Source organism: [Mycobacterium] stephanolepidis (genome assembly GCF_002356335.1).
GTDB lineage: Bacteria > Actinomycetota > Actinomycetes > Mycobacteriales > Mycobacteriaceae > Mycobacterium > Mycobacterium stephanolepidis.
In genome coordinates this window covers 1,520,329-1,542,251 of the sequence record NZ_AP018165.1, presented here as the reverse complement: position 1 = coordinate 1,542,251, position 21,923 = coordinate 1,520,329, and the positions used below count along the sequence as shown (strand labels likewise).

Genomic DNA, 21,923 nt, shown 5'->3' with positions numbered 1-21,923 from the left:
GCGCCGCATGCCTCCGTAGCTCAGTTGGATAGAGCAAGGGCCTTCTAATCCCTAGGTCGCAGGTTCGATTCCTGCCGGGGGCGCTGATAGATACAGGCTTCTTCCTACAACGAGCTTCTCCAGTCCGCAGCCAGTCCGCAATGGATCTTATGCGCCAGAGTCAGTATCCATTGTTAGCCTTCGCGTCCCGCAGGATATACCATCGACGCAAATTTAAGCATAGCTTCCTTCGCATTATGTTCTACCGCATGACCGGTCAATTCTGCACTAATACAAGCCCGCAACACCATTGCCGCCTCCATAAATATCGGCGAGCTAGACTCCATTACATCGTATCCAGCACGATCGATAGTCAGCACCCCGGGAGGGAGTGGCCAATCATTTTGCATAACACCGGAACGAACGCCTTCCACGAAATCTGTCGGCAGTCCGGGAACAAACCCCCTCAACCGGTTCAATTCGCTCTTAATGACATGTTTACCTGCTTCATCCCACGGATCACCCACAAGAATATTGACAGCCGAGGCGCCGCCGGCAGAAACCAGAAATTCACCACCAAGGAGGGCGCGTGGCGTTATTCCACCTCTTCTTTGCACTTCCACGGTGTATCGCACACCATGAGCTACGACATGTAAGTCTGTCGAAGCCCGCAATGAGAACCCAACTTCCGCGGTGGGCGTATACGCAGCTTGTGGAATATCGACACTTACAGCCGCCGCTCCAGCGCGATCAATGTTCAGTATCATTCCGGTAGCAATCCGTTCATCTGCTTCCACCATCGGCCAAATAGAGGATTTTCTTGTATGAGATCGAGATCGTAATTCTTTCCAGGAGGATGCATCGTTAGCGCCTTTGCATGTGCTGAATCATAATCCATACCTTGCTTCATAAGGCTATTTTCTGTCAGTTCATGCCGCATGAAGTTCACTTGAGTGTCACTTAGCGACTTACCTTGCGAAATGGCGTCACGTATGCGCGAAATCATAGCATCGTTTGGCTCAAATGGGTCCATGCGGCCCAAATGAGCTGCCACACCGTCTATGTCAGCGGATGTAAAGTCCATTTTTGTAGAAAAGTTTGTTACTTATGAGACAGGCACAGCTCTTTCAAAAGCTCCCGGGGTGACGGCGCGTTCAGGGGCGCGTGCAGCGTTATTAATACCTCTGCCGCCAATCATGGCACCGAGGACATCGAATGCGTTTTGCCCCGCGGCTTTGACGGGATTACCGTCTTTCCACTCGTCATACGAGATGGCGTCTTTGCCTACATTAGTCCAAGACTGACCGACACCTGGGGCATTGTCACCGCCAGCTCCCACCAGCGGTGCAAGACCTTGTGCCATTTGGGTTCGGTCCTGCGCTAGGCCCTGTGGGTCGATAATGCCCCGAACACTGGAAATCATTGGGTCGGCGGTCTTCATGAACTGCCAGTTGGACTTGAACTCGTCAACACCACGGCCCACTAGTCCTTCAAAGAACTTCTGCGGCGATATGTCAGCGGGCCCTGAATCACTCGGTTGATAGTTCTCGGCTCGCGGAACTGGCATTTTGGATGCCCTGTCAATCAGATCATCGAGCCGTTTATCCACTTGGTCCGCTGGTACGCCGGTATTTAATAGCTCTTTGCGGAACAACTCGCGTTGCGAGGCAGATATGAAGGGCTGAGACGACGAATCCGGCACAGCAACAGGCCCGATGAAGCCCGGATCACCCGGCAGAGGGGCCGGCTTCGTCGCATCGGTGGCGGTTGCAATTCGCGTCGAGCTTGATGACGGTGCCGGTGGTGTGGGTGGTTTGGGGACATCGGCGGGTCCGTTGACGGCGGTCGCAGTCCCCGATAGCGCATCAGTCGCACCAGAGGTGTCGGGCATCCCGGAGGCGCCGAGGCTGGACACGGTGTTGACCACCCCGGAGACCTGGGAGACGCCGCCAGCGACCTGGCCGGTCAGATCAGCGACCTGGCCACCGGCCTGGGTGAGCTGCTGCACCTGTTCGGCTTGCGGTTTGAGTTGTGGGTTGGCATCGGCAGCCAGCTGCGCACCCTGACCCGCGTTGTTGATCCACGTGGACGCGATCGAAGCCCCAGAACTCACGGCATCGGCAGTGTCACTGATGCCCCCAGAAACTCCCTGCACCAAGGCAACTGCGTCCATTGGGTTGACCGCGCCGGACTGTGCGGAGGATGCCAGCGAAGCTCCGGCTTGGGCAGCCGAGCCGAAGTTCTGAGCCGCTGATCCCGCCGATTGCCCCAGATTTACGCTGTCGGACACCGTGTTGGCGATGTCGCCTGGCAAGGATTGGCCCAGCTGTGCCCCGTCTTCGGCGAGGGCTTGGGTGTCCGGCCCCTGCTCCTGCTCGTCCTGCTTACGACGCCGCGTCGACGCCGCACCAAGTAGCAACGAGGCCAGATCGGTGTTCTGCGACTGATCGTCGCGGTCGTCCTGCTCGTCCTTGTCGTCCTTCTTCTTGTCCTTCGACGGGAACTTCGTCGACTGCTGCTGTTTCTGGTTCTGCTTGTTCTGCTGCAACTGCTTAGTCAGATCATCAATGCGCTGCCGATCCTGACCAGACTGCTGCCGTTGATCCTGCAGCTGGCGCGTTAGATCCTCGATCTTCTGCTGATCAGGCTGATCCGGTGACTGGTTCGGCTGCTGCCCCGTATCTTGTTGCGGCGGCTGATTCTGGGTCGCCTGCTGCGGTTGTTGGGCTGGCTGCTGCACACCCTGATTCGATTGACCACCTTGCGATCCCGCATTGCTACCGGGGTTAGTTTGTCCGCCGTTGAAATCCGGATTCGGCTTACCCGGTCCTTGGGTATACGGCGTCGCGTTCTGATAATCCGGAATCTGAGTACCGTGCGCAGGCTGATCCCACCCCTGCTGAGACCCCTGCTGCCCACTGGACCCGTTCACACCGTCATTGCTGACCGAGGGTGCCTGAGTGTTATAGATACTGATGCCGTTGTTCTGATCCAGCGGCGCCTGATTGATGCCACCCTGATAGTCCGGCATCTGCGGCCCACCCTGACTGGGCGGCTGAAACATCTGCCCACCCCCAGGCGGACCATCACTACCACCGGGACCACCACAATCCGGCGGACACGCCGCCCGCGCCTGCGGCACCGTCGCCGGAGTAAACCACCCCAAACCCAAACCACTTGCCGAAAACATCAACACCGCAACAACACCCGCAGTCGCAGCAGCCTTCTGCGAAGCATCCGTGGCCCATTTCCACAGACCCACAAGGCCTTTCCACCACCCCAGATTGGAGCCGATCGCCCACAGGAGGACCAGAGTGATCGCCGCCACCGCAGGAAACACATCCGGACCAGTGATCCACACATACAACCGCGGAGTGATCCCAGCAGTCAGCAGCACCAACCCCAAACCACCACCGATCAAGGCCGCTACCAGACCCGGATGCCACAGCTTCTCCTGGCCCCCAGAATCCATGCCAACTGGTTGGCGATGTGCCCCAACACCATCGACAACAGCAGCGCGGTCACGAGCGCCGAGCATTCGGGCGTCCGTCAATACTTCTTTGATCAGTCCGGTCAGGTACCTACCGCCAGTGAACAATCCAGCACCAGCCACAACGGCCACCAGCATCTGCCCGATGCCCAGGATCAGTGTCCAGCGGGGTTCCCCAGAAAGGTGTTGCCACCAGCTGCCGTAGCCCCCGCGCAGCGTCCACCACACACCCAAAGACCCGGCGATCAGCCCGACAGCGGCAATCACGGCCTGCAGCGGTTCAGACAACCGTTGTTTACCAGCCGTGGACACAGCGGCGATCATCGGCTTCGCACCCCATATGATGAGCTTTACCCCGCCGCCCAGTGCCGTCATACCGGCCAGCAGCAGCACCACCCACACACCCCAGGCCGCAACATCGCCACCTGCCCGGTACAAACCATGCAGGCCAGCGACCGCCGCTACCGTCAACACCGCGCCGGCCCCCACGGCAGCCACGCGGCGACCCGGGTCACCTGTAGTCGAAGAACCAGCCAGCGGTGCCGTCTGCGATTCGCTGGAGTGCGTCAGATCACGACATGTCAGAACGTTTGTCGCCTCGGTCACATTACGATCCACGGAACCCGCCGACGGCCACCTTCCCCACTTCCGCAATCACAATATGCATTGCGACCCACCAATCAGACCAGCATAAGCCAATATTCAAGATCGCGTGAGTAGCGGTGGCAAACAGCATCTACATAGCCCACCCTGCCGTTGGACCACCAAGATCAATCACGCCCCTACCAGCGGACAACTAGTCCTTCTATGTTGCCCAAACCCCGTCAGACAGCCGACCTAACGCGTCAAGGTACGAGGAATCAACGATTCCCACAGATCCGATTCCTGCCGCAAATGCTTACCGAATCATCAACACAACGTCTGAACCACCTGCCGCGTAGCGACGTGGATCTGCCGGAACAGCTGGGAAGAAAGACTGAGTTCCCTCAGATGGGGAACATCGATGACTGTGGTGACCACCCCCGGACCATCCGATTCCCACTGCGCACCGTACCGATTCAGGATGCTGCGCATCGCGTAGTTGTCCGAGAGCACCGAGGCCGTGAATCTGTGGACACCGTCGGCATGCGCCGACACCGACATCGCCTCCATCAGCAGTGTTCCGATCCCGCGGCCCTGGTAGTCGTCACCGACCGTGAAAGCCAGCTCGGCACTGTCGGGTTCATCGAGGTGGCGGATGAATCGAGCATCCGCCACGACAAGACCATCGGGTCCATCGGTGAGCGCCCATGCGAAGTGGTCGCGGTAGTCCACCTCGAAGAGATAGGTAATCATCCGCTTGTTCGGCACTCCCAGAAACCGGCGGTACACCGTACGTCGTGACATCCTCGCCAGCCGCCTCCTGTCACCGGGAAGGATCGGCCGCAGGTAGAACTGGGCACCGTCGCGTAACCGCACCGGAATAGGAGTGACGAATGCGGCTAGCCGCTGACGCGCAGTCGATACCAATGCATCTGATACACCCGGGATTTCAAGCATCGCGGTGAACGCTTCGCCGCCACCGGCCCAGCCCCGAAGCGGTTCGGTCGCCACGACGGTCGCCGTCCGGGCGTTCCCCCGCAAGAGCGCGATCTCGCCGACGACCATGCCGGGCACCAGATGCGCGACGACCGAATCCCCGTTGTCTCCGGCGTGCAGGATCTCGCCACCGCCCGAGCCGACGAGCAGGAACCAGTCGGCCGGCTCACGCTGACGCATCAGCACCTGTCCGGGAGCTGCTTCAAGGGGTGTAAGCAGCTCGGCCAACGGACCAAGCGCACTGGCCGGATTACCTGCGAAGAACTCCAACTCCGCGAGTTCGACGGCGTCTTCACCCGCGGATCCGACCATCTCCTACAGGACCTTCGAGCAGTTCGGCGACACCAAGGTGGCCCACACTGCGTCCACGATGTGCACCGCCCTTAGCTCGAACAGCTGAGTCTGTTCGCATCGTAATCATCACCGCCATATCCGATGAGGTATTGACGGAACCACGACGTTCTCACGCCGCCAGCGCGGCCAAGCGGTCCAGCGTGCGCAATGTGGTGTCGCGGGACTCCACCGGCAGCCCCAACAGCACACGATGCACGCCAAGGTCGGCACGGCGTTCGATATCTCCAGGCTGGGGCGCCAGAATGGTCGCGGTGACCGGAACCGTCGCCTTGCCCATCTGCGCTGCCAGCAGGTTGAGTTCACCGATCCCCTTCTGAAGCTCTTCCACTCCAAGCATTGTCGGTGCCATCCAGCCGTTGGCGTGGTCGAGTATCCGCTCGTGGGTAGACGGCCCCCAGCCCCCTAACCACACCGGCGGGTGTGGTCGTTGTACAGGCTTAGGCCAGGAACGGATCGGATCGAAAGCCACATACTTGCCGTGGAATTCGGTCTGCTCTTCCGCCCAGATCTTCTTGACCGCCTGGATCCGCTCGCTCTGCAACGCCACCCGCGTGCGCGGGTCGGTGCCGTGATTTCGTATCTCCTCGCGCAGCCATCCGACGCCGATTCCCAGTTCCAGCCGCCCATTCGATGCCCTGTCCAGGGTCGCAGCTTCTTTGGCGAACGTGATCGGATCTCGCTGAACAAGCAACGCCACAGCGGTACCGATGCGCAGGTCCCTCGTCGCGGCCGCCGCGAACGACAACGCTACGAACGGATCGAGGCTGCGGCAGTAGTCGCGGGGTATCTCATCCCATCCGGCGTGGATCGCTTCGATCGTCACCGGTATGTGTGTGTGTGCTCCGGCACGAAAAGGGATTCAAACCCACGCGACTCGATCTCGACTGCCAGCTCGCCGGGCTCAAGACTTTCGTCGGTGAGCGCGGTGAAAACACCAATCCGCATGAAGCTAAACGTCTTTGTTGTCGGGCAGCGGCACCGCCGCGGAAAGGGCCTCGAACTCGGCATCGCTCAACGCGATGTCCGCAGCCGCAACGTTCTGCGCGAGGTGCGCTTCTGACGATGTTCCCGGGATCGGCAACACAATCGGTGAACGGCGAAGCAGCCATGCCAGGGCAATCTGCGCTGGGGTACGGCCGTGGGCATGCGCGACGAGATCCAGAGCACCGCCGGCACCTTCCAGGCCTCCGGTGGCCAGCGGGAAGTATGGGATGAACGCGATGCCGTTGGCGGTGGCGTAATCCACCACGTCGGCTGCTGACCGATCGGCGAGGTTGAACAGGTTCTGCACTGAGGCGATGGGCACGATCTGTCGCGCCGCGTGCAACTGGCTCACCGAGACTTCCGAGAGCCCGATATGCCGGATTTTACCTTCGTCTCGCAGGAGCTTGAGTTCACCGATCTGGTCTTCGAAGGGAACAGTGGGATCGACTCGATGCAACTGGAGTAGGTCGATGCGCTCCAGCTTCAGGCGCCGGAGGCTCATTTCCGTCTGCTGGCGCAAGTATTCGGGCCGCCCCAACGGAATCCAGCCCCACTCGGCCGGACCAGTGCGTGCGATACCCACTTTTGTGGCGATCACGAGATCACGGGAGTACGGGTGCAGCGCCTCGGCGATCAAGTCGTCGACAGTCTGCGGGCCGTACGCATCCGCGGTGTCCAGGAAATTCACTCCCAGCTCAACCACGCGTTTGAGCAGCCGCACTGCCGACGCCGGATCTCGCGGCGGGCCCCACACCCCTGGGCCGGTCAGCTGCATCGTGCCGTAGCCGAGCCGATTGACTGTGATGTCGCCGCCGATCGTCAGCGTCCCTGCTTCGGCGGGCTGTGTTGATGTCACGATTCGATCCTGCGCAATCTGAACTCATGAGGTGAGCGAATATCGCTCACCTCAAATGTTGTTGCAGCCGACGCAATGTGCGTGCATCCCACCAGAAAATCGCCGTCATCAACGCAGCCAACACAAGCCACGCCGTGGCGCGCCAGACATCGTGATCGAGGAGGCGGGTGACTGCGATGATCGCTGCGCCGGCTGGAACTAGGTATGCGACCCACCGCGCCCACGTAGGTGTCCGGAGTCTGGTTCCAACAAGGAGCGTGCACAGCCGCACAGCCGCCGACAGCACCGGCGCCTCGGTGGGTGCGGCACCGCGCTGGCTTGCCTCGATGGCCTGGCGTCGCTGCGTCGCGTCCAACCCATCAAGGACGGTGAGAAAGGACTGGCGGAATCGTTCCTGAACAACGATGAGCAGGGTTGCCACACCGATGCTGAGCACCGGTATCTGCACCGCGCGGGCCTTCCAGTCCGAGCCGTCGTCCGGCATGAGCAAGATCCACAGCGGCCCGCCAATCGTCGTCATCAGGGCGACCAGCGCGGACCAACGCACCCACCGGGGAGCAAGTAGCAGCCGAATGTTCACAGCAAACATTCTGTCAGACATATTCAGTTGTCTGACTCGGGTTCGCGGATATAGTGGCGAACCCGAGTCAGTTGGACGAAGGGCCTAGCTCTTGGCCCAGCGGTCCTTGCCGTCGTCGCCCTTGGTGCAGGTAAGGACGGTGCCGTCGCTGGCCTTGCCGGTCTTGTCTTCCAGATCTTTGGAACAGAACTTTCCGGCACTTGCGCTGCCGGCGCTCGGCGCCGGGCTGGGGGTGCTGGGGTCCGCGATGGCGGTCGGCACATAGCTACCGAACATCAGGGCCGCGCCTACGGCTGCGACAGTCGCGAGTCTTTTCATCAGGCTGTCCTTTGGTTGTTGACGAATCGGGCGATGGAACGCCGACAACCTAGCCCACGACCAGGGCATATCAGCTGCCAATCGCGTGAACATCGGTACTCAAGTTTGAGCAAGTGAGGTGGTTGTGCACCCTGCCGTCCAAACCCGCTGCTCAGCGATTGTCAGCTAACTAGCAGGAACTGCTCAGGTTTGGAGTTTCCTTGGTTCGTGAAGGCCGCCGAGGATCGAAATTGGCTCGAATGGTTACGCCGGCCGGGGTGGCGCGGGGTTCAGCGCATTCGGGCACAGCTCGCTTTGCAGAATGTCGACATACACGTTGGGGGCAGGCGCGGGCGCGACACCGGAACCCACCGGGAACTGCGATCCCACTTCTTCGGGTGGGACACCGTTGCGTAGATCGCGACAGGCTTGGTGTCCCGCCTGAACCACATACGGTTCGGCATCCTTGTGGATGAAGACCCCCGCGGCGCGCAGGCTGTCCAGGAATGTGTGGTCATTAGCCTGCGCGGTCCCCATGCCGAACAGGCCGCCAGCTGACATGCCAGCAGCAGTGATCCCGACGACGATCCTGGTGCAGAGCTTGCCCATCGTTGATTCCTTCCGGCCACCAGCATTATTGCCAGGGGAGCGGGCTCTACATCGGCGAACGGACGAAGAAGGGCCGTTTAGTTCAGGCCGCCGCCGATGACCAGGATCTCTCCAGTGATCCACGAAGCACGGTCCGAGGCCAGGAATGTCACTGCAGGCGCGATGTCCTCCGGGATGCCGATTCGGCCAAGGGGTGTGATGTTCTCAATCTCGGTGCGGAACTCGCGACTTGAGAAGGCGCTAGATTGCATGCCGTCGGTCACGGTCAAGCCGGGATTGACCGAGTTCACCCTGATGCCCCGCGGGCCCAGCTCCTTGGCGAGGGTGCCGGTGATCGCGTCCACCGCCCCCTTCGAGGCGGTGTACACCAGCGAGTTGGCGGGCGTGAAGCTGGTGACACTCGATCCGATGTTGACGATGCTCGAGCCCGGTCGAAGGGCACTCCCGAGTGCTTCGGTGATCGTGATCGCCAGGCCGAAGACGTTCAGGCTGAACTGGCGCTGAAGCTCACCTGTGGTCACTGACTCAACCGCGCCCATCTCGTACACACCGGCGTTGTTGACCAGGATGTCAAGCGTTTCAAGCCGAGTGCCGAGTTCGGCGAACAGTCCTTTGACACTGGCCGGATCAGAGATATCGGCCTGGAGGGCGAAGGCTTGTCCGCTAGGTGCGGCAGCCGCCTCGTCGCTCGGAGAGGTTCCCACCCTTACCGAGTCCGAGTACCCGCCCGTCACGCCGTCACGGAAGGTGTGGCTGATCGTCGTCGGCGTCGTGATCGCCATGTCCGTAATCGCCGGTGCCGCTGCCTATCTGATGGAGCGCGCGCAGTCCAGGCACGGCGTCGCAAAGGGCAGCGAATGTGGTAAGGCAATAGCAACCCTCGCTGTCTTCAGCGGGCGCGAGGATCTCACGAACGCCCAATCGATCGTCCCGGGCGGGCCGAGCCTGACTGACTACGAGAAGTGGTCCAACGAGATTCGCACGCACGCGGCGCAGGTGACCAGATCAGATCTGGCGCCGCGGGCACAACACATCGCCGAGCTATCCGGTCAAGCCGTCTCCGTAGTCCGCCAGATCCGTAAAGAACCAGGGACGCAACTCGAGCAGCTACAGCAGCAAGACGCTTACGCCAAGCTCATCGCCCACATGTATGACGAAGCGGCGGTAGTTCTTGACGTATGCCATAGCTGACCGGCACTCACCCGCAGTCGTACTGCACTCCGATACCGCGCGGCGGAGTCGCCCGCTTTGTGTATCCGTACACCTCAAGCTCGTCGCTCATTCGGATAGCCGAGTGATGCGGGTAGTTCACGCAATACAGACCCTTCTGGTCCGATCTGCATTGGTAGTCACCGAATTTCAGCCGCTTGCCGTGTTCCAACGGCAGGCCCACCCCCTCGCTGAACGGCCCGGGGTCTCCATGCAGGCTGCCCACGGTGACGGTCGCTCCGTCGAAACTCACCCAGCCCGAGATCCATTGGCCGGGTAAATCGGGAGGGCGGGGCGGCGCATTGCGAATCCCCGGCAGACACGACAGCGGCATCTTGTACTTGAACGCCGTGATGCACCCCCCGATGCCCCGGGGACCAAGGTCGCGGGGTGCGCGGAACGCCACCTCACCTTCGGACAGCTGAGACGGTGCGCCGTCCTGATCGACCGTGCGAAATTCCTCGGCGTCGACGGGCTCACCCGCCTCGATCCAACGGGTCACCGACTCCACGGACGCATGCGGCCCCGGTGCGGGCGCTTGCGTGGTCGTCGACGTCGTTGTGGTCGGCGCCCTGGACGATGCGCTGGCGGATCGCGATGTGGAGGAGGTCGGCGCCTGCTGCTGCGTGTGTGCGACACAACCCGCGACCAGGAAGATCAGGCACAACACGCTCCAGACACGCACCCGGTGAGCGTAGCTTGTCCTCCGCATTGGGTAGGGTCCCTCGGCGTGACTCAGAGCGTGACCGTGAAATCTGTAAATGCCCGCCTCGCTGCTGAACTGGAGGTCGCCGAGGCCCAGGTCGCGGCAGCTGTGCGGCTGCTCGACGAAGGCGCCACGGTCCCGTTCATCGCGCGTTACCGCAAGGAAGTCACCGGCAGCCTGGACGACGGCCAGCTGCGCAGTCTGGAAGAGCGGCTGCGCTACCTGCGGGAACTCGATGAGCGCCGCGCCGCCGTGCTGTCCTCCATCGAGGAACAGGGCAAGCTCACCGACGAGCTCAAGGCGGCACTGCTCTCGGCCGATACCAAGGCGCGTGTCGAAGACATCTATCTGCCGTACAAGCCCAAGCGGCGCACGAAGGCACAGATCGCGCGTGAGGCCGGGCTGGAGCCGCTAGCCGACCGGCTGCTGGCGGACCCGAGTCTGGTGCCCGACGAGGTGGCCTCGGAGTTCATCACCGAAGATGTCGCCGACGCCAACTCCGCACTTGACGGCGCGCGCCACATCCTCATCGAGCGCGCCGCCGAGGATGCCGAACTCGTCGGCGCCACCCGCACCAAGTTCTGGGCCGGCGGCGCGCTGCGCACCGCCCCGTGGTCGGAGGAGGCCGCGAAAACCGAAGCGGCACAGAAGTACCGTGACTATTTCGAGTTCTCCGAATCCCTGGAGACCATGCCCTCGCACCGCGTGCTTGCCGTCATGCGCGGCGAGAAGGAGCAGGTCCTGGCCCTGAATTTCGACGGCGGCGACGACGCACCGTATGAGGCCATGGTCGCGCAGTCGCTCGGGGTCAACCTGACCGCCAAGACCCCGGCGACGCCGTGGCTGGCCGGTACCGTCCGGGTCGCGTGGCGGGCCAAGCTCATGTTCTCCGCCTCCGTCGATGCCCGCCTCAAGCTGCGCCAACGCGCTGAGGAAGACGCCGTCGGCGTCTTCGCCCGCAACCTCAAGGATCTGCTACTCGCGGCCCCCGCCGGCACGCGCGCCACCCTCGGCCTGGACCCCGGGTTCCGGACCGGCGTCAAGGTGGCCGTGGTGGACGGCACCGGCAAGGTGGTCGACACCTGCGCGGTGTATCCACACCAGCCGCAGAAGAAGTGGGACGAGGCCAAGGCCACGCTCGCGGCGTTCGTCGCTCGCCATGGTGTCGAGCTGATTGCCGTCGGCAACGGCACGGCCTCACGCGAAACCGATGCGCTGGCAGCCGAACTCATCGCCGACATCAAGGCCGCCGGTGCCAAGGCCCCGACGAAGGCGATGGTCAGCGAGGCGGGTGCATCGGTGTATTCGGCCTCCGCCTACGCCGCGCATGAGCTCCCCGAACTCGACGTGACGCTGCGGGGTGCGGTCTCGATCGCACGGCGCCTGCAGGATCCGCTGGCCGAGCTCGTGAAGATCGAGCCCAAATCGATCGGCGTCGGGCAGTACCAGCACGACGTCACTCCCGGCACCCTCGCGCGCAGCCTCAACGCCGTCGTCGAAGACGCCGTCAATGCCGTGGGTGTCGATCTGAACACCGCCTCGGTGCCGCTGCTGGCGCGAGTCTCCGGGGTGACGGAATCCCTGGCAGAGTCCATCGTCGCGCACCGCGAGAAGGTGGGTGCCTTCCGTAGCCGCAAGGGCCTGTTGGAGGTTCCCCGCCTGGGCCCCAAGGCCTTTGAGCAGTGCGCCGGGTTCTTGCGTATCCGTGAAGGCGACGACCCGCTCGATGCGTCCGGCGTGCATCCCGAGTCCTACCCGGTGGTGCGCAAGATTCTGGACCGCTCCGGTGTCACCCTCGCCGAACTGATCGGCAACGAGCGCTCGCTGCGCGCGCTCAAACCCGCCGATTTCGCCGACGACCGGTTCGGGATTCCCACCGTGACAGACATTCTCGGCGAGCTGGAGAAGCCAGGACGGGACCCCCGGCCCGCGTTCACCACAGCCACCTTCGCCGCGGGCGTCGAGAAGGTCTCGGACCTGAAGGTCGGCATGGTGCTCGAGGGTGTGGTGACCAACGTGGCCGCATTCGGCGCGTTTGTCGACGTGGGTGTGCATCAAGACGGCCTCGTGCACGTGTCGGCGATGTCGGATCGGTACGTGTCCGATCCCCACGAGGTGGTCAAGTCCGGTCAGGTGGTGCGGGTGAAGGTCACCGAGGTCGACATTCCGCGTCAGCGCATCGGTCTGACCCTGCGCCTCAACGACGATCCACAACAGGGCAAGCGTCCCGAGCGTTCCGGCGCTCCCCGCCGTGACGATAGAAATCAGGGAAGGCCAAACCAGAACCGCAGCAAGAATTCCCGTCCGCGAGAAGAGACCCGGCCCGGTGGCTCCATGGCCGATGCGTTGCGCAACGCAGGTTTCGGACGGTAGACGACGACTACCCGCGCCGCTTTTCGGTGCTGGTGCAGAAACGATCCCGCGCCTCGTCGGCCGCGAGACCGATGCGCGCAAGGTCGTACACCTTCTCCAACTTGCACGGACTCATGCTGCCGTCCAACCGAACTCCATCGTTCTGGACGGACACGATCGGTGCAAGCTCGTCACCATCGAACCGATAGATCCGCGTGAGCCAGCTGCGTGTCGGGCCGGTCCCGTACTCCGCGACAAAACCGTCTCCGGCATGCCAGAAGTCACTGCCGAACAGTGCACCGAGATCATGCATCACGTCATCGGGCAGGCGCGGAGCACGCACCGCACGGAACTGTGTGGAGTTGCCCGTCGTCCGCCACAGCGCCCAGTGCGAATTCGGATGCGCGCCACCGGTGTCCAATGACAGGAGCAGCTCATCGCGGCCGTCGCCGTCCAAATCTCGCAACAGCATGATGCCGGATTCGGGCGAGTCCTCGATGGCGTGGCTGACCGTCAGAACCATCACTCCGGAACGCGTGAAGGTGCGAATCCGGGCAGATGTACCAACAATCCGTTTCTCGAACCGGAGCCCCAGCGCGTCGGTCGAGGTGAGCTCGCAGTTCTTGGCACCGACGCTACTGAGGATGTTCCTGCACTGCGCGAGCGAATCGGTGCCGACACGGCACGACGGCACCCCCGCAGCGCAGAGCAGCGCCGCGACAACCGCGACCAAGCCTCGTACCCGGAGCACAGTCGCAGCGTAACCGTTCACCGTCAGATGTCGGTGTCCTTGGCTAACCTGACGCCGTGCTCACCACCGTCGCTATCCGGGGATACCGGTCCTTGCGCGATATCGTGCTGCCGCTTACCCGACTCACGGTCGTCACCGGCGCCAACGGCACCGGAAAATCCTCCTTGTACCGGGCACTGCAGCTACTGGCCGACTGTGGCCGCGGCGAGGTCATCGGCTCGCTGGCACGCCAGGGTGGACTCCAATCGGCGATGTGGGCCGGGCCGGAGTATCTCAAGGGCGCACGACGCACCGGCACCGTCCAGCCTACGGTCCGCACCCGACCGCTCTCCATTGAACTAGGTTATGCATCAACAGATTTTGGCTACCTGGTGGACCTCGGCCTGCCGATACCCAGCGATTCCGCCTTCGGCCGTGACCCGGAGATCAAGCGCGAGGTCGTATTCACCGGACCATCGGTTCGCCCCAGCTCGACTCTGGTCCGTAGAACCCGCCCCGTGGTTGAAGCCCGCGCGGAGTCGGGGCGCGGGTTCGAGGGTTTCAGTCGCTCGCTGCCAACCTACCGCAGCATGCTTTCCGAATTCCCCGGCAGGTTCCCTGAATTGGGTGCCGTCCGGGACACGCTGCGCGGCTGGCGGTTCTACGACGGTTTCCGTGTCGACATGCTCTCCCCGGCACGTCAGCCCCAGATCGGCACGCGCACAACGGTGCTCTCGAATGACGGCAGCGATGTGGCCGCAGCTATCCAGACCATCATCGAGACTCGCAGTGACATCCTGGATAGGGTCATCGCCACCGCCTTCGACGGCGCCTCGGTGGCCGTTGCGGTCAGTGAGGGGATCTTCGATCTGCAGGTGCAGCAGTCCGGCATGCTGCGCGCATTGCGTGCGGCCGAATTATCCGATGGCACTCTACGTTTCCTGCTGTGGGCGGCAGCGCTGCTGAGCCCTGAACCACCACCACTGATGGTGCTCAACGAGCCGGAGACCTCACTACATCCGGATCTCATCGCACCGCTGGCGACGCTCATTCGCGCCGCTGCGGCGAAAACCCAGGTGGTGGTGATTACCCACGCCAATGCGTTGGTGGATCATCTTGCGGCGCGTCCTCTGCGCGAGATCCTCGCCGGCGATGAGGATCGATTCGACGATGCGGGGTCGGCGGTGCGGCTCGAACTCGTCAAAGACTGGGGCGAGACGCAGATCGTTGGACTTGACGCGCTGAAAGTCCCGTCATGGCATTGGGGTACCCGGTAGGCGGGGCTGCATCACCACTGGTTGTTGAGCTTGGCACCCCCACCGTTGATGACGCTCTGGTGGCTGGCATCGCCGGTCTGGGTGACGGCGTGGTGATGATGTGCGCTCTGGCTGCTGCCTTCGGCCACGACACTGGGTGCGGCCATCATCCAGAGGGCGGCGATAGCGGGGGCGAGAACCGCGAGTACCAATCCGGCCCAGATGACGACCTTGCCGGCTGCGTTGGCGACGAGAGTGTTCATGGTCATTTCCTTTGCGTTGGAGGATGTCTTGCTCATGAATCAATCGTCGATCTGAGGGAGATCGGGCAGTAGACGTCGCGAATTTGTGGGCTCACAAGGCTGATTTGTGCCTAACATGGATCATGTTGAGCAGCCGGATGCCAGAACTGTCCGCGTTCGAGGTGCTGCTGGGTATCGCCAGGACCGGCAGTCTCGGTGCCACGGGTCGTGATCTCGGCCTGACCCAGCAGGCCGTGTCGGCACGCATCGCCTCCCTTGAAGCGCAGACCGGCGTGCCACTGGTCACCAGAACTCCACGCGGGTCTCAGCTCACCGCCACCGGTGTCGCGGTAGCCGAATGGGCCGCCAAGCTGCTGGCGGTCGCCACGCAGGTCGACACCGCGCTGGCATCGCTGCGCGAAGAGAGCCGGGCCCGCGTCAAAGTCGCGGCAAGCCAGACCATCGCCGAGCAGCTCATGCCGCGCTGGTTGGTGTCATTACAGGCCGCGGCGGCACGCCTGGGCACCGCGGCTGCCACCGTGGTGCTCACCGCGACCAACAGCGAGCACGCCGCCGAGGCGGTGCAGGACGGCAGCACCGATGTCGGATTCATCGAGAGCCCCCTGGCACCCAAGGGCCTACGCAGCAAGGTGGTGGCCCACGACCAACTCGTCGTCGTAGTAGCGCCGGACCACAAGTGGGCCAAGCGAACCCGACCGGTCAACCCCATCGAGCTCACTCAGACACCGCTGGTTGCACGCGAGGCCGGATCGGGTACCCGAGACTCGCTGACCGCAGCGCTGCGCGCCGCGCTCGGCACCGTCGAGCAGGCCGCGCCTGTCCTGGAGCTGTCCTCGGCCGCAGCGGTGCGGGCCGCCGTACGCGCGGGAGCCGGCCCCGCGGTGATGAGTGCGTTGGCAGTCGGCGATGACCTGGCCATGGGCAGACTCCGTGCCGTCGCGGTGACCGATATCGACCTGCACCGCGATCTTCGGGCCATCTGGCGCGGAGCGCGCGTACCACCTGCCGGAGCCGTCCGTGACCTCCTCAGCCATATCGTGGGATTCCGGGGCCCACGTTGAGAGTTAGTTGCTTCTGGTGAGCCGAAGGGTTGCCAGATAACCGAGGCACACTGTTGGGTAGACCGTCGAACCTCAGGAAGGGAGCGCAGTGACCGAAGCGTCACGGGACAACGTTCTGATCGTCCATTGGCACGACCTCGGTCGCTACCTGGGCGTCTACGGGCACCCCGACGTGTCCAGCCCATACCTGGACCAGCTGGCGGCCGACGGCATCCTGTTCACCCGCGCACACGCCACAGCACCGCTGTGTTCACCATCGCGCGGCTCGCTTTTCACCGGCCGGTATCCGCAGAGCAATGGCCTCATCGGCTTGGCCCATCACGGCTGGGAGTATCGCGCCGGCGTGCGCACACTCCCCCACATTCTGTCCGGATCGGGCTGGCACACAGCGCTGTTCGGAATGCAGCATGAAACGGCGTATCCCGCGACGCTGGGATTCGACGAGTACGACGTGTCGAACTCGTATTGCGAATACGTGGTCGAGCATGCATCCCGGTGGTTGCGTAATTCTCCCAAGGCACCGTTTCTGCTCACCGCTGGATTCTTCGAAACACATCGCCCGTTTCCACGGGAGCGCTATGAACCCTCCGACGCCGACACGGTGCACGTGCCCGACTATCTGCCCGACACCCCCGAGGTGCGCGACGACCTGGCCGAGTTCTATGGCTCAATCGCGGTGGCCGATGCCAAAGTCGGTGAATTGCTGGACGTGTTAACCGAGACCGGCCTCGATGAGAACACCTGGGTCGTCTTCATGACCGATCACGGCCCGGCATTGCCGCGCGCCAAGTCCACCCTGTACGACGCCGGCACCGGCATCGCGCTGATCGTGCGCCCCCCACGTGGCCGACGCACCGAGTCACTGCGCTACGACGAACTCTTCAGCGGCGTCGATCTGCTGCCCACGCTCCTGGAATTACTCGGTGTCGACGTTCCCGGGGAAATTCAGGGAATTTCCCACGCCGACAATATCCTGAAACCGGCGGAAGAATTAGAACAAGTCCGCCCCGAACTATTCACCGCGAAGACATATCACGATTCCTTTGACCCCATTCGGGCCATTCGGACAAAGAACTACAGCTATATAGAGAATTACGCACCCAGACCGGTCCTGGACCTGCCGTGGGACATTGCCGACAGCCCCCCAGGCCGGGCCGTCGCCACGCACATCACCAACCCACGACCGCACCGCGAGCTCTACGACCTTGTCGCAGATCCGGGAGAAGCACATAACCTGCTGGGACTGGATGCCGATCCGGAGGCGCGGGCCGTCGCCGACGACCTGGCGCTGCGCCTCAACGACTGGCGTGAGAAGACCCTCGACGTCATTCCCTCGGATTTTGCGGGCACGCGCATATCTGAGCGTTACACCGAGACATTCCTGCGCATCCATGGCCGCCCCGGAGCCAACCGTTCCGCCATCGCCGACGAACGCGGCATCGAACAATAATTATGTTCGCTATGATTGCAATTCACGGCGAACCCAATTAGTCGAATGCAAAACAATTGCGGTTAGGCTACTGCGCATGCCCGAACATCCCACCGCATATCTGGTGCTCGCCTCGCAGCGCAGTGGCAGCACCCTCCTGGTGGAATCTCTGCGCGCAACCGGTGTAGCGGGCGAACCGCAGGAGTTCTTCCAGTACCTGCCCACCACAAGCCAGTCACCGCAGCCGCGGGAATGGTTCGCCGACGTCCAGGACGAGTCGATCCTACGTCTGCTCGATCCGCTGGACGCAGGCAAGCCCGACCTGGCGCCCGCCACCATCTGGCGCGATTACATCCGCACCGTGGGGCGGACCCCGAACGGAATCTGGGGCGGCAAGCTCATGTGGAACCAGACCCCGCTCCTGCTGAACCGCGCCCAAGGTCTTCCCGACCGATCCGGCGACGGTCTACTCGCCGGGATACGCGACGTGGTCGGCAGCGACCCGGTGCTGGTGCACGTATACCGACCAGACGTAGTGTCCCAAGCGGTTTCGTTTTGGCGCGCGGTGCAGACCCGCGTGTGGCGCGGACGACCCGACCCGGTGCGCGATGCCCGCGCCGAATATCACGCGGGAGCCATTGCCCATGTCATCACCATGCTGCAGGCGCAGGAGGCGGGGTGGCGCCGCTGGTTCGCCGAGGAAAACATCCAGCCCATCGACGTCTCGTACCCATTCCTGTGGCGCAACCTGACGCAGGTGGTGGGCAGCGTGCTGGAGGCATTGGGGCAAGACCCCCGACTGGCACCGGCACCGGTGCTGGAACGGCAGGCAGATCAGCGGTCTGACGACTGGGTGGACCGCTACCGGAGCGATGCGGAACGAGAGGGACTGCCACTATGAGCGACACCGCGACGACGCCCGATCTATTACAGGTCAACGAGCTTCGGCTGTTGGAGGCCGAGGCGGTGCACATCATCCGGGAGGTGGTCGCCGAGCTGCAACGCCCGGTGCTGCTGTTCTCGGCGGGTAAGGACTCGATCGTCCTGCTGAGGTTGGCCGAGAAGGCATTTCGCCCCGCACCGTTGCCCTTCCCCGTGCTGCATGTCGACACCGGGCACAACTTCCCCGAGGTCATCGAGTTCCGTGACCGCCGCACCACCGGGCACGGCCACAAGCTGATCGTCGCCTCGGTGCAGGACACCATCGACGCCGGGCGGGTCGCCGACCCGGGCCCGGGCGCCTCACGCAACCGTCAGCAGACTCGCACACTGCTGGATGCGTTGGAGGCCGGCGATTTCGACGCGGCATTCGGCGGCGCCCGCCGTGACGAGGAACGCGCCCGCGCCAAGGAGCGCATCCTGAGCTTCCGCGACGAGTTCGGGCAATGGGATCCGCGGGCACAACGTCCCGAACCCTGGTCGCTGTACAACGGCCGCATCCGTAAGGGCGAACAGGTCCGAGTCTTTCCGTTGAGTAACTGGACCGAACTGGATATCTGGCGCTACATACAGCTGGAAAACCTTGAGCTGCCGTCGATCTACTACGCACACCAACGCGAGGTGTTCGAGCGCGACGGCATCCTGCTGGCCACCTCCGAGTACGCCACCCCGCAGGGCGACGAGGCGGCAGCCACCGAGTGGGTGCGTTACCGCACCGTCGGCGACATGACGATCACCGGCGCGGTCCGCTCCCAGGCCACCGAGATCGAAGGGGTGATCGCGGAGATCTCCGTGGCCACCGTGTCTGAGCGCGGCGAGACCCGCGCCGATGACCGCACATCCGTGGCCGCCATGGAAGACCGGAAACGAGAGGGCTACTTCTGATGAGCACCCACACCGCGGTGGACACCCGCCAACTACTGCGCATCGCCACCGCCGGTTCGGTGGACGACGGCAAGAGCACCCTCATCGGGCGACTTCTGCATGACACCGACAGCCTGCCGGTCGACCACCTGGAGGCCGTCACCGACGACGAGGGAAACGCCGACCTCGCAGCGCTTTCAGATGGTCTGCGCGCCGAACGCGAGCAGGGCATCACGATCGATGTCGCGTACCGCTTCTTCTCCACCGAGACCCGCAGCTACATCCTGGCCGACACCCCGGGTCACGAGCGCTACACCCGCAACATGTTCACCGGCGCCTCCAACGCGCATGTCGCGATCCTGCTGGTAGACGCCCGGGCCGGAGTGCTGCGCCAGACCCGTCGCCACGCCCGCATCGCAAAGCTGTTGGGTATCAAGCATTTCGTGGCCGCGATCAACAAGATCGACCTGGTTGACTTCGATGCGCAGCGGTTCGCGGAAGTCGAACGCGAGCTGCATCTGCTGGCCGACCGGCTCGGTAAGGTGGACATCACCGTCATTCCCATCGCGGCCAAGCTCGGCGACAATGTGGTGCACCGCTCTGAGAACACCGCGTGGTACAGCGGGCCGACATTGCTCGAATACCTTGAGAACGTCGAGCTTTCGCCCCCGCAACCGGAGGCCGCCAAGCTGCGCCTGCCCGTGCAGTGGGTTTCGCGCCCAACGGCCGATCAGCGTCGCCGATACACCGGACGGTTGGCGGGCGGCACCCTCAGCGTCGGAGACCCGGTGGTGAACCTGCCGTCGGGAACCCGGTCGACCGTGACGGTGGTCGACACTCTGGATGAAAACCGCTCCACCGGTGTGGCTCCGCTGTCGGTGTCGATCGAATTGGCCGACGACATCGATGTGGGCCGCGGCGATGTGCTGGTGAGCGGCGTAGAGGATGCCGTGCTGCCGGTGCTGGCGCGCGAGCTGGATGCCACGGTCTGCTGGTTCACCAACGGCCCACTGCGGGCCGGTGATCGGCTCGCACTCAAGCAGGGCACCCGGACGGTGCGGGCCACTGTTCAGGCTCTACACACCCGGCTGGACCCGGAAACTCTCGACGAGCTGGATGGTCCGGTTGAGTTGGCGCTCAACGACATCGGATCGGTGACTCTGCGCACCAGCTCGGTCGTGGTGGCCGACTCCTACGCCGACAGCAGGGACAGCGGCGCATTCATCCTGATCGACGAGGCATCCAACGACACGGTCGGCGCCGGAACCATCACCGAGGCGCGCGAGGTAAAACCGGAAACGCACTCGCGCACCGATATCCGGTGGCATCCCTCAGCCCTGGATCGTGAATACCGTTGGGACAGCACCACTCAGCGTGGCGCCATCATCTGGTTCACCGGTCTGCCCGCGTCCGGCAAGTCGACCATCGCGGTGGCGGTGGAACGGGCACTGGTGGAGTCCGGTCAGGTGGCTTACCTACTGGACGGCGACAACCTGCGCCATGGGCTTTCCGATGACCTCGGGTTCTCACCGGGCGACCGCGCCGAGAACATTCGTCGGGTGTCGCACCTGGCACGGCTCTTCGCCGATGCCGGGGTGGTCGCGCTGGCATCACTGGTGTCGCCGCTGCGCTCCGATCGAGAGACCGCGCGCAGCATCAACGCCGCGGCCAAACTGCCGTTCATCGAGGTGTACATCTCCACCCCGCTGGCCGAATGCGAGAAGCGGGACCCCAAAGGACTGTATGCACGGGCTCGCGCCGGCGAGTTGAAGGGATTGACGGGTGTGGAAGCACCCTACGAAGCTCCGGAAGATCCTGAGCTCGTTCTCGACACCACCGGTGCCGATATCGATGGACTGGTGGCGCAGGTCATCGACGTTCTTAACCGCGCTCGCTGAGCGCGGTTAAGAACGAACCGGCTTAGGTACGGCTGGCTGCGCGCTCGAGGACCGGACGCTGCTCGGGGCAGTACTCATCGATCGAAGCGCCCAGGAACTGCCACTTCTGCTCGGTGGAGGTGGTGCGGTCCAGGTTCTTGGTCAGGAAGCTGGTGGCCTGGTAGGCGTCCTTGTCCAGACCGGTGTCCAGACGGTGGCAGGTGATCTTGCCGAGGTATGCAGTCTTGTCCGGCGGCGCGTAGATGCCATAGGAGTGCAGTGTCTCGTTGAAGCTGACGTCATCGGCATGCGCCGGGGAGGCCATGGCGATCGCGGCAGCACCCGCACCCATCGCGATCATCGCAGTAAGACTGAGTCCCTTCATGCCGGTGAGTCTACATCCGTTGACCTCATGGGACATAGGTTCGACGATGTCATCGTGATTGACACCACTATCCGGGCCTCAAGATCGCGTAAAGACCCACGAAAAGCGCCACGTCCGGGTCTACT

General features: G+C 63.2%; 21 protein-coding genes, 1 tRNA gene and 2 pseudogenes. 9 read left to right on the top strand and 15 right to left on the bottom strand.

Annotated elements, in window-relative coordinates; all coding sequences use genetic code 11:
* The first annotated feature begins 9 nt into the window (after positions 1-9).
* Positions 10-83: transfer RNA gene (locus tag MSTE_RS07680), tRNA-Arg, on the top strand.
* Between the two features lie 90 nt (positions 84-173).
* On the opposite strand, the gene MSTE_RS24925 is transcribed toward MSTE_RS07680, so the two are convergent.
* From MSTE_RS24925 to MSTE_RS07635, 11 genes and pseudogenes are all read right to left on the bottom strand, one after another.
* Entirely contained in the window at positions 174-779 is a 606-nt protein-coding gene (locus MSTE_RS24925; protein WP_157997656.1) for a hypothetical protein, read from the bottom strand.
* A complete protein-coding gene (locus MSTE_RS25470; protein WP_231897024.1) occupies positions 743-1,063 on the bottom strand; it encodes a hypothetical protein in 321 nt (106 codons plus the stop codon). Before MSTE_RS25470 ends, MSTE_RS24925 begins: the two co-directional genes overlap by 37 nt.
* Before the next feature lie 695 nt (positions 1,064-1,758).
* A pseudogene (locus MSTE_RS25465) lies at positions 1,759-4,087 on the bottom strand (hypothetical protein); the annotation flags it as partial.
* Between the two features lie 291 nt (positions 4,088-4,378).
* The gene (locus MSTE_RS07665) at positions 4,379-5,359 is read right to left on the bottom strand and encodes a GNAT family N-acetyltransferase (RefSeq protein WP_096500196.1); all 981 of its coding nucleotides are present in this window, start codon (positions 5,357-5,359) and stop codon (positions 4,379-4,381) included.
* A 151-nt stretch (positions 5,360-5,510) separates the two neighbouring features.
* Complete coding sequence (locus MSTE_RS07660) at positions 5,511-6,224, bottom strand: TIGR03619 family F420-dependent LLM class oxidoreductase (protein ID WP_408645870.1); 714 nt, start codon at positions 6,222-6,224, stop codon at positions 5,511-5,513.
* On the bottom strand, positions 6,221-6,346 hold the full coding sequence (locus MSTE_RS25840) for a hypothetical protein (RefSeq protein ID WP_408645869.1): 126 nt from the start codon (positions 6,344-6,346) through the stop codon (positions 6,221-6,223). Before MSTE_RS25840 ends, MSTE_RS07660 begins: the two co-directional genes overlap by 4 nt.
* Positions 6,347-6,350: 4 nt before the next feature.
* Complete coding sequence (locus MSTE_RS07655; protein ID WP_269458233.1) at positions 6,351-7,241, bottom strand: aldo/keto reductase; 891 nt, start codon at positions 7,239-7,241, stop codon at positions 6,351-6,353.
* A gap of 46 nt (positions 7,242-7,287) precedes the next feature.
* Positions 7,288-7,821 carry a hypothetical protein gene (locus MSTE_RS07650; RefSeq protein WP_157997655.1) on the bottom strand — a complete coding sequence of 178 codons (534 nt, stop codon included), beginning with the start codon at positions 7,819-7,821 and terminating at the stop codon, positions 7,288-7,290.
* An 87-nt stretch (positions 7,822-7,908) separates the two neighbouring features.
* Positions 7,909-8,139 (bottom strand): annotated as a pseudogene (locus tag MSTE_RS07645) (hypothetical protein); the annotation flags it as partial.
* A gap of 243 nt (positions 8,140-8,382) precedes the next feature.
* The gene (locus MSTE_RS07640) at positions 8,383-8,727 is read right to left on the bottom strand and encodes a DUF732 domain-containing protein (RefSeq protein WP_096500188.1); all 345 of its coding nucleotides are present in this window, start codon (positions 8,725-8,727) and stop codon (positions 8,383-8,385) included.
* A 77-nt stretch (positions 8,728-8,804) separates the two neighbouring features.
* A complete protein-coding gene (locus MSTE_RS07635; RefSeq protein ID WP_231897022.1) occupies positions 8,805-9,509 on the bottom strand; it encodes an SDR family NAD(P)-dependent oxidoreductase in 705 nt (234 codons plus the stop codon).
* Here MSTE_RS07635 and MSTE_RS07630 point away from each other — a divergent pair.
* Positions 9,508-9,918, top strand: coding sequence for a hypothetical protein (locus MSTE_RS07630; protein ID WP_162291388.1), 411 nt, complete (start codon positions 9,508-9,510; stop codon positions 9,916-9,918). The genes MSTE_RS07635 and MSTE_RS07630 overlap by 2 nt on opposite strands.
* Before the next feature lie 7 nt (positions 9,919-9,925).
* On the opposite strand, the gene MSTE_RS07625 is transcribed toward MSTE_RS07630, so the two are convergent.
* Complete coding sequence (locus tag MSTE_RS07625) at positions 9,926-10,621, bottom strand: hypothetical protein (protein ID WP_096500184.1); 696 nt, start codon at positions 10,619-10,621, stop codon at positions 9,926-9,928.
* Positions 10,622-10,666: 45 nt separating this feature from the next.
* On the opposite strand from MSTE_RS07625, the gene MSTE_RS07620 reads away from it, so the two are divergent.
* Positions 10,667-13,015: a Tex family protein gene (locus tag MSTE_RS07620; RefSeq protein WP_096500182.1), complete on the top strand. Its 2,349-nt coding sequence runs from the start codon at positions 10,667-10,669 to the stop codon at positions 13,013-13,015.
* A gap of 7 nt (positions 13,016-13,022) precedes the next feature.
* Here MSTE_RS07620 and MSTE_RS07615 read toward each other — a convergent pair whose 3' ends face one another.
* Positions 13,023-13,745 carry a hypothetical protein gene (locus tag MSTE_RS07615; protein ID WP_096505595.1) on the bottom strand — a complete coding sequence of 241 codons (723 nt, stop codon included), beginning with the start codon at positions 13,743-13,745 and terminating at the stop codon, positions 13,023-13,025.
* 56 nt (positions 13,746-13,801) lie between these two features.
* Here MSTE_RS07615 and MSTE_RS07610 point away from each other — a divergent pair, with 56 nt between their 5' ends.
* On the top strand, positions 13,802-15,001 hold the full coding sequence (locus MSTE_RS07610; RefSeq protein ID WP_096500180.1) for an AAA family ATPase: 1,200 nt from the start codon (positions 13,802-13,804) through the stop codon (positions 14,999-15,001).
* Between the two features lie 11 nt (positions 15,002-15,012).
* On the opposite strand, the gene MSTE_RS07605 is transcribed toward MSTE_RS07610, so the two are convergent.
* Entirely contained in the window at positions 15,013-15,279 is a 267-nt protein-coding gene (locus MSTE_RS07605) for a hypothetical protein (protein WP_096500178.1), read from the bottom strand.
* A gap of 83 nt (positions 15,280-15,362) precedes the next feature.
* Between MSTE_RS07605 and MSTE_RS07600 the strand changes: the two genes are divergently transcribed.
* From MSTE_RS07600 to cysC, 5 genes are all read left to right on the top strand, one after another.
* Complete coding sequence (locus MSTE_RS07600) at positions 15,363-16,304, top strand: LysR family transcriptional regulator (RefSeq protein WP_096505593.1); 942 nt, start codon at positions 15,363-15,365, stop codon at positions 16,302-16,304.
* 88 nt (positions 16,305-16,392) lie between these two features.
* Entirely contained in the window at positions 16,393-17,754 is a 1,362-nt protein-coding gene (locus MSTE_RS07595; RefSeq protein ID WP_096500176.1) for a sulfatase family protein, read from the top strand.
* 76 nt (positions 17,755-17,830) lie between these two features.
* Positions 17,831-18,634 carry a trehalose 2-sulfotransferase gene (stf0, locus tag MSTE_RS07590; protein ID WP_096500174.1) on the top strand — a complete coding sequence of 268 codons (804 nt, stop codon included), beginning with the start codon at positions 17,831-17,833 and terminating at the stop codon, positions 18,632-18,634.
* A complete protein-coding gene (gene cysD, locus MSTE_RS07585) occupies positions 18,631-19,557 on the top strand; it encodes a sulfate adenylyltransferase subunit CysD (protein ID WP_046253131.1) in 927 nt (308 codons plus the stop codon). Before stf0 ends, cysD begins: the two co-directional genes overlap by 4 nt.
* Positions 19,557-21,434, top strand: coding sequence for an adenylyl-sulfate kinase (gene cysC, locus MSTE_RS07580; RefSeq protein WP_096500172.1), 1,878 nt, complete (start codon positions 19,557-19,559; stop codon positions 21,432-21,434). Before cysD ends, cysC begins: the two co-directional genes overlap by 1 nt.
* A gap of 22 nt (positions 21,435-21,456) precedes the next feature.
* On the opposite strand, the gene MSTE_RS07575 is transcribed toward cysC, so the two are convergent.
* The gene (locus tag MSTE_RS07575; RefSeq protein WP_096505591.1) at positions 21,457-21,798 is read right to left on the bottom strand and encodes a DUF732 domain-containing protein; all 342 of its coding nucleotides are present in this window, start codon (positions 21,796-21,798) and stop codon (positions 21,457-21,459) included.
* Between the last annotated feature and the right edge of the window lie 125 nt (positions 21,799-21,923).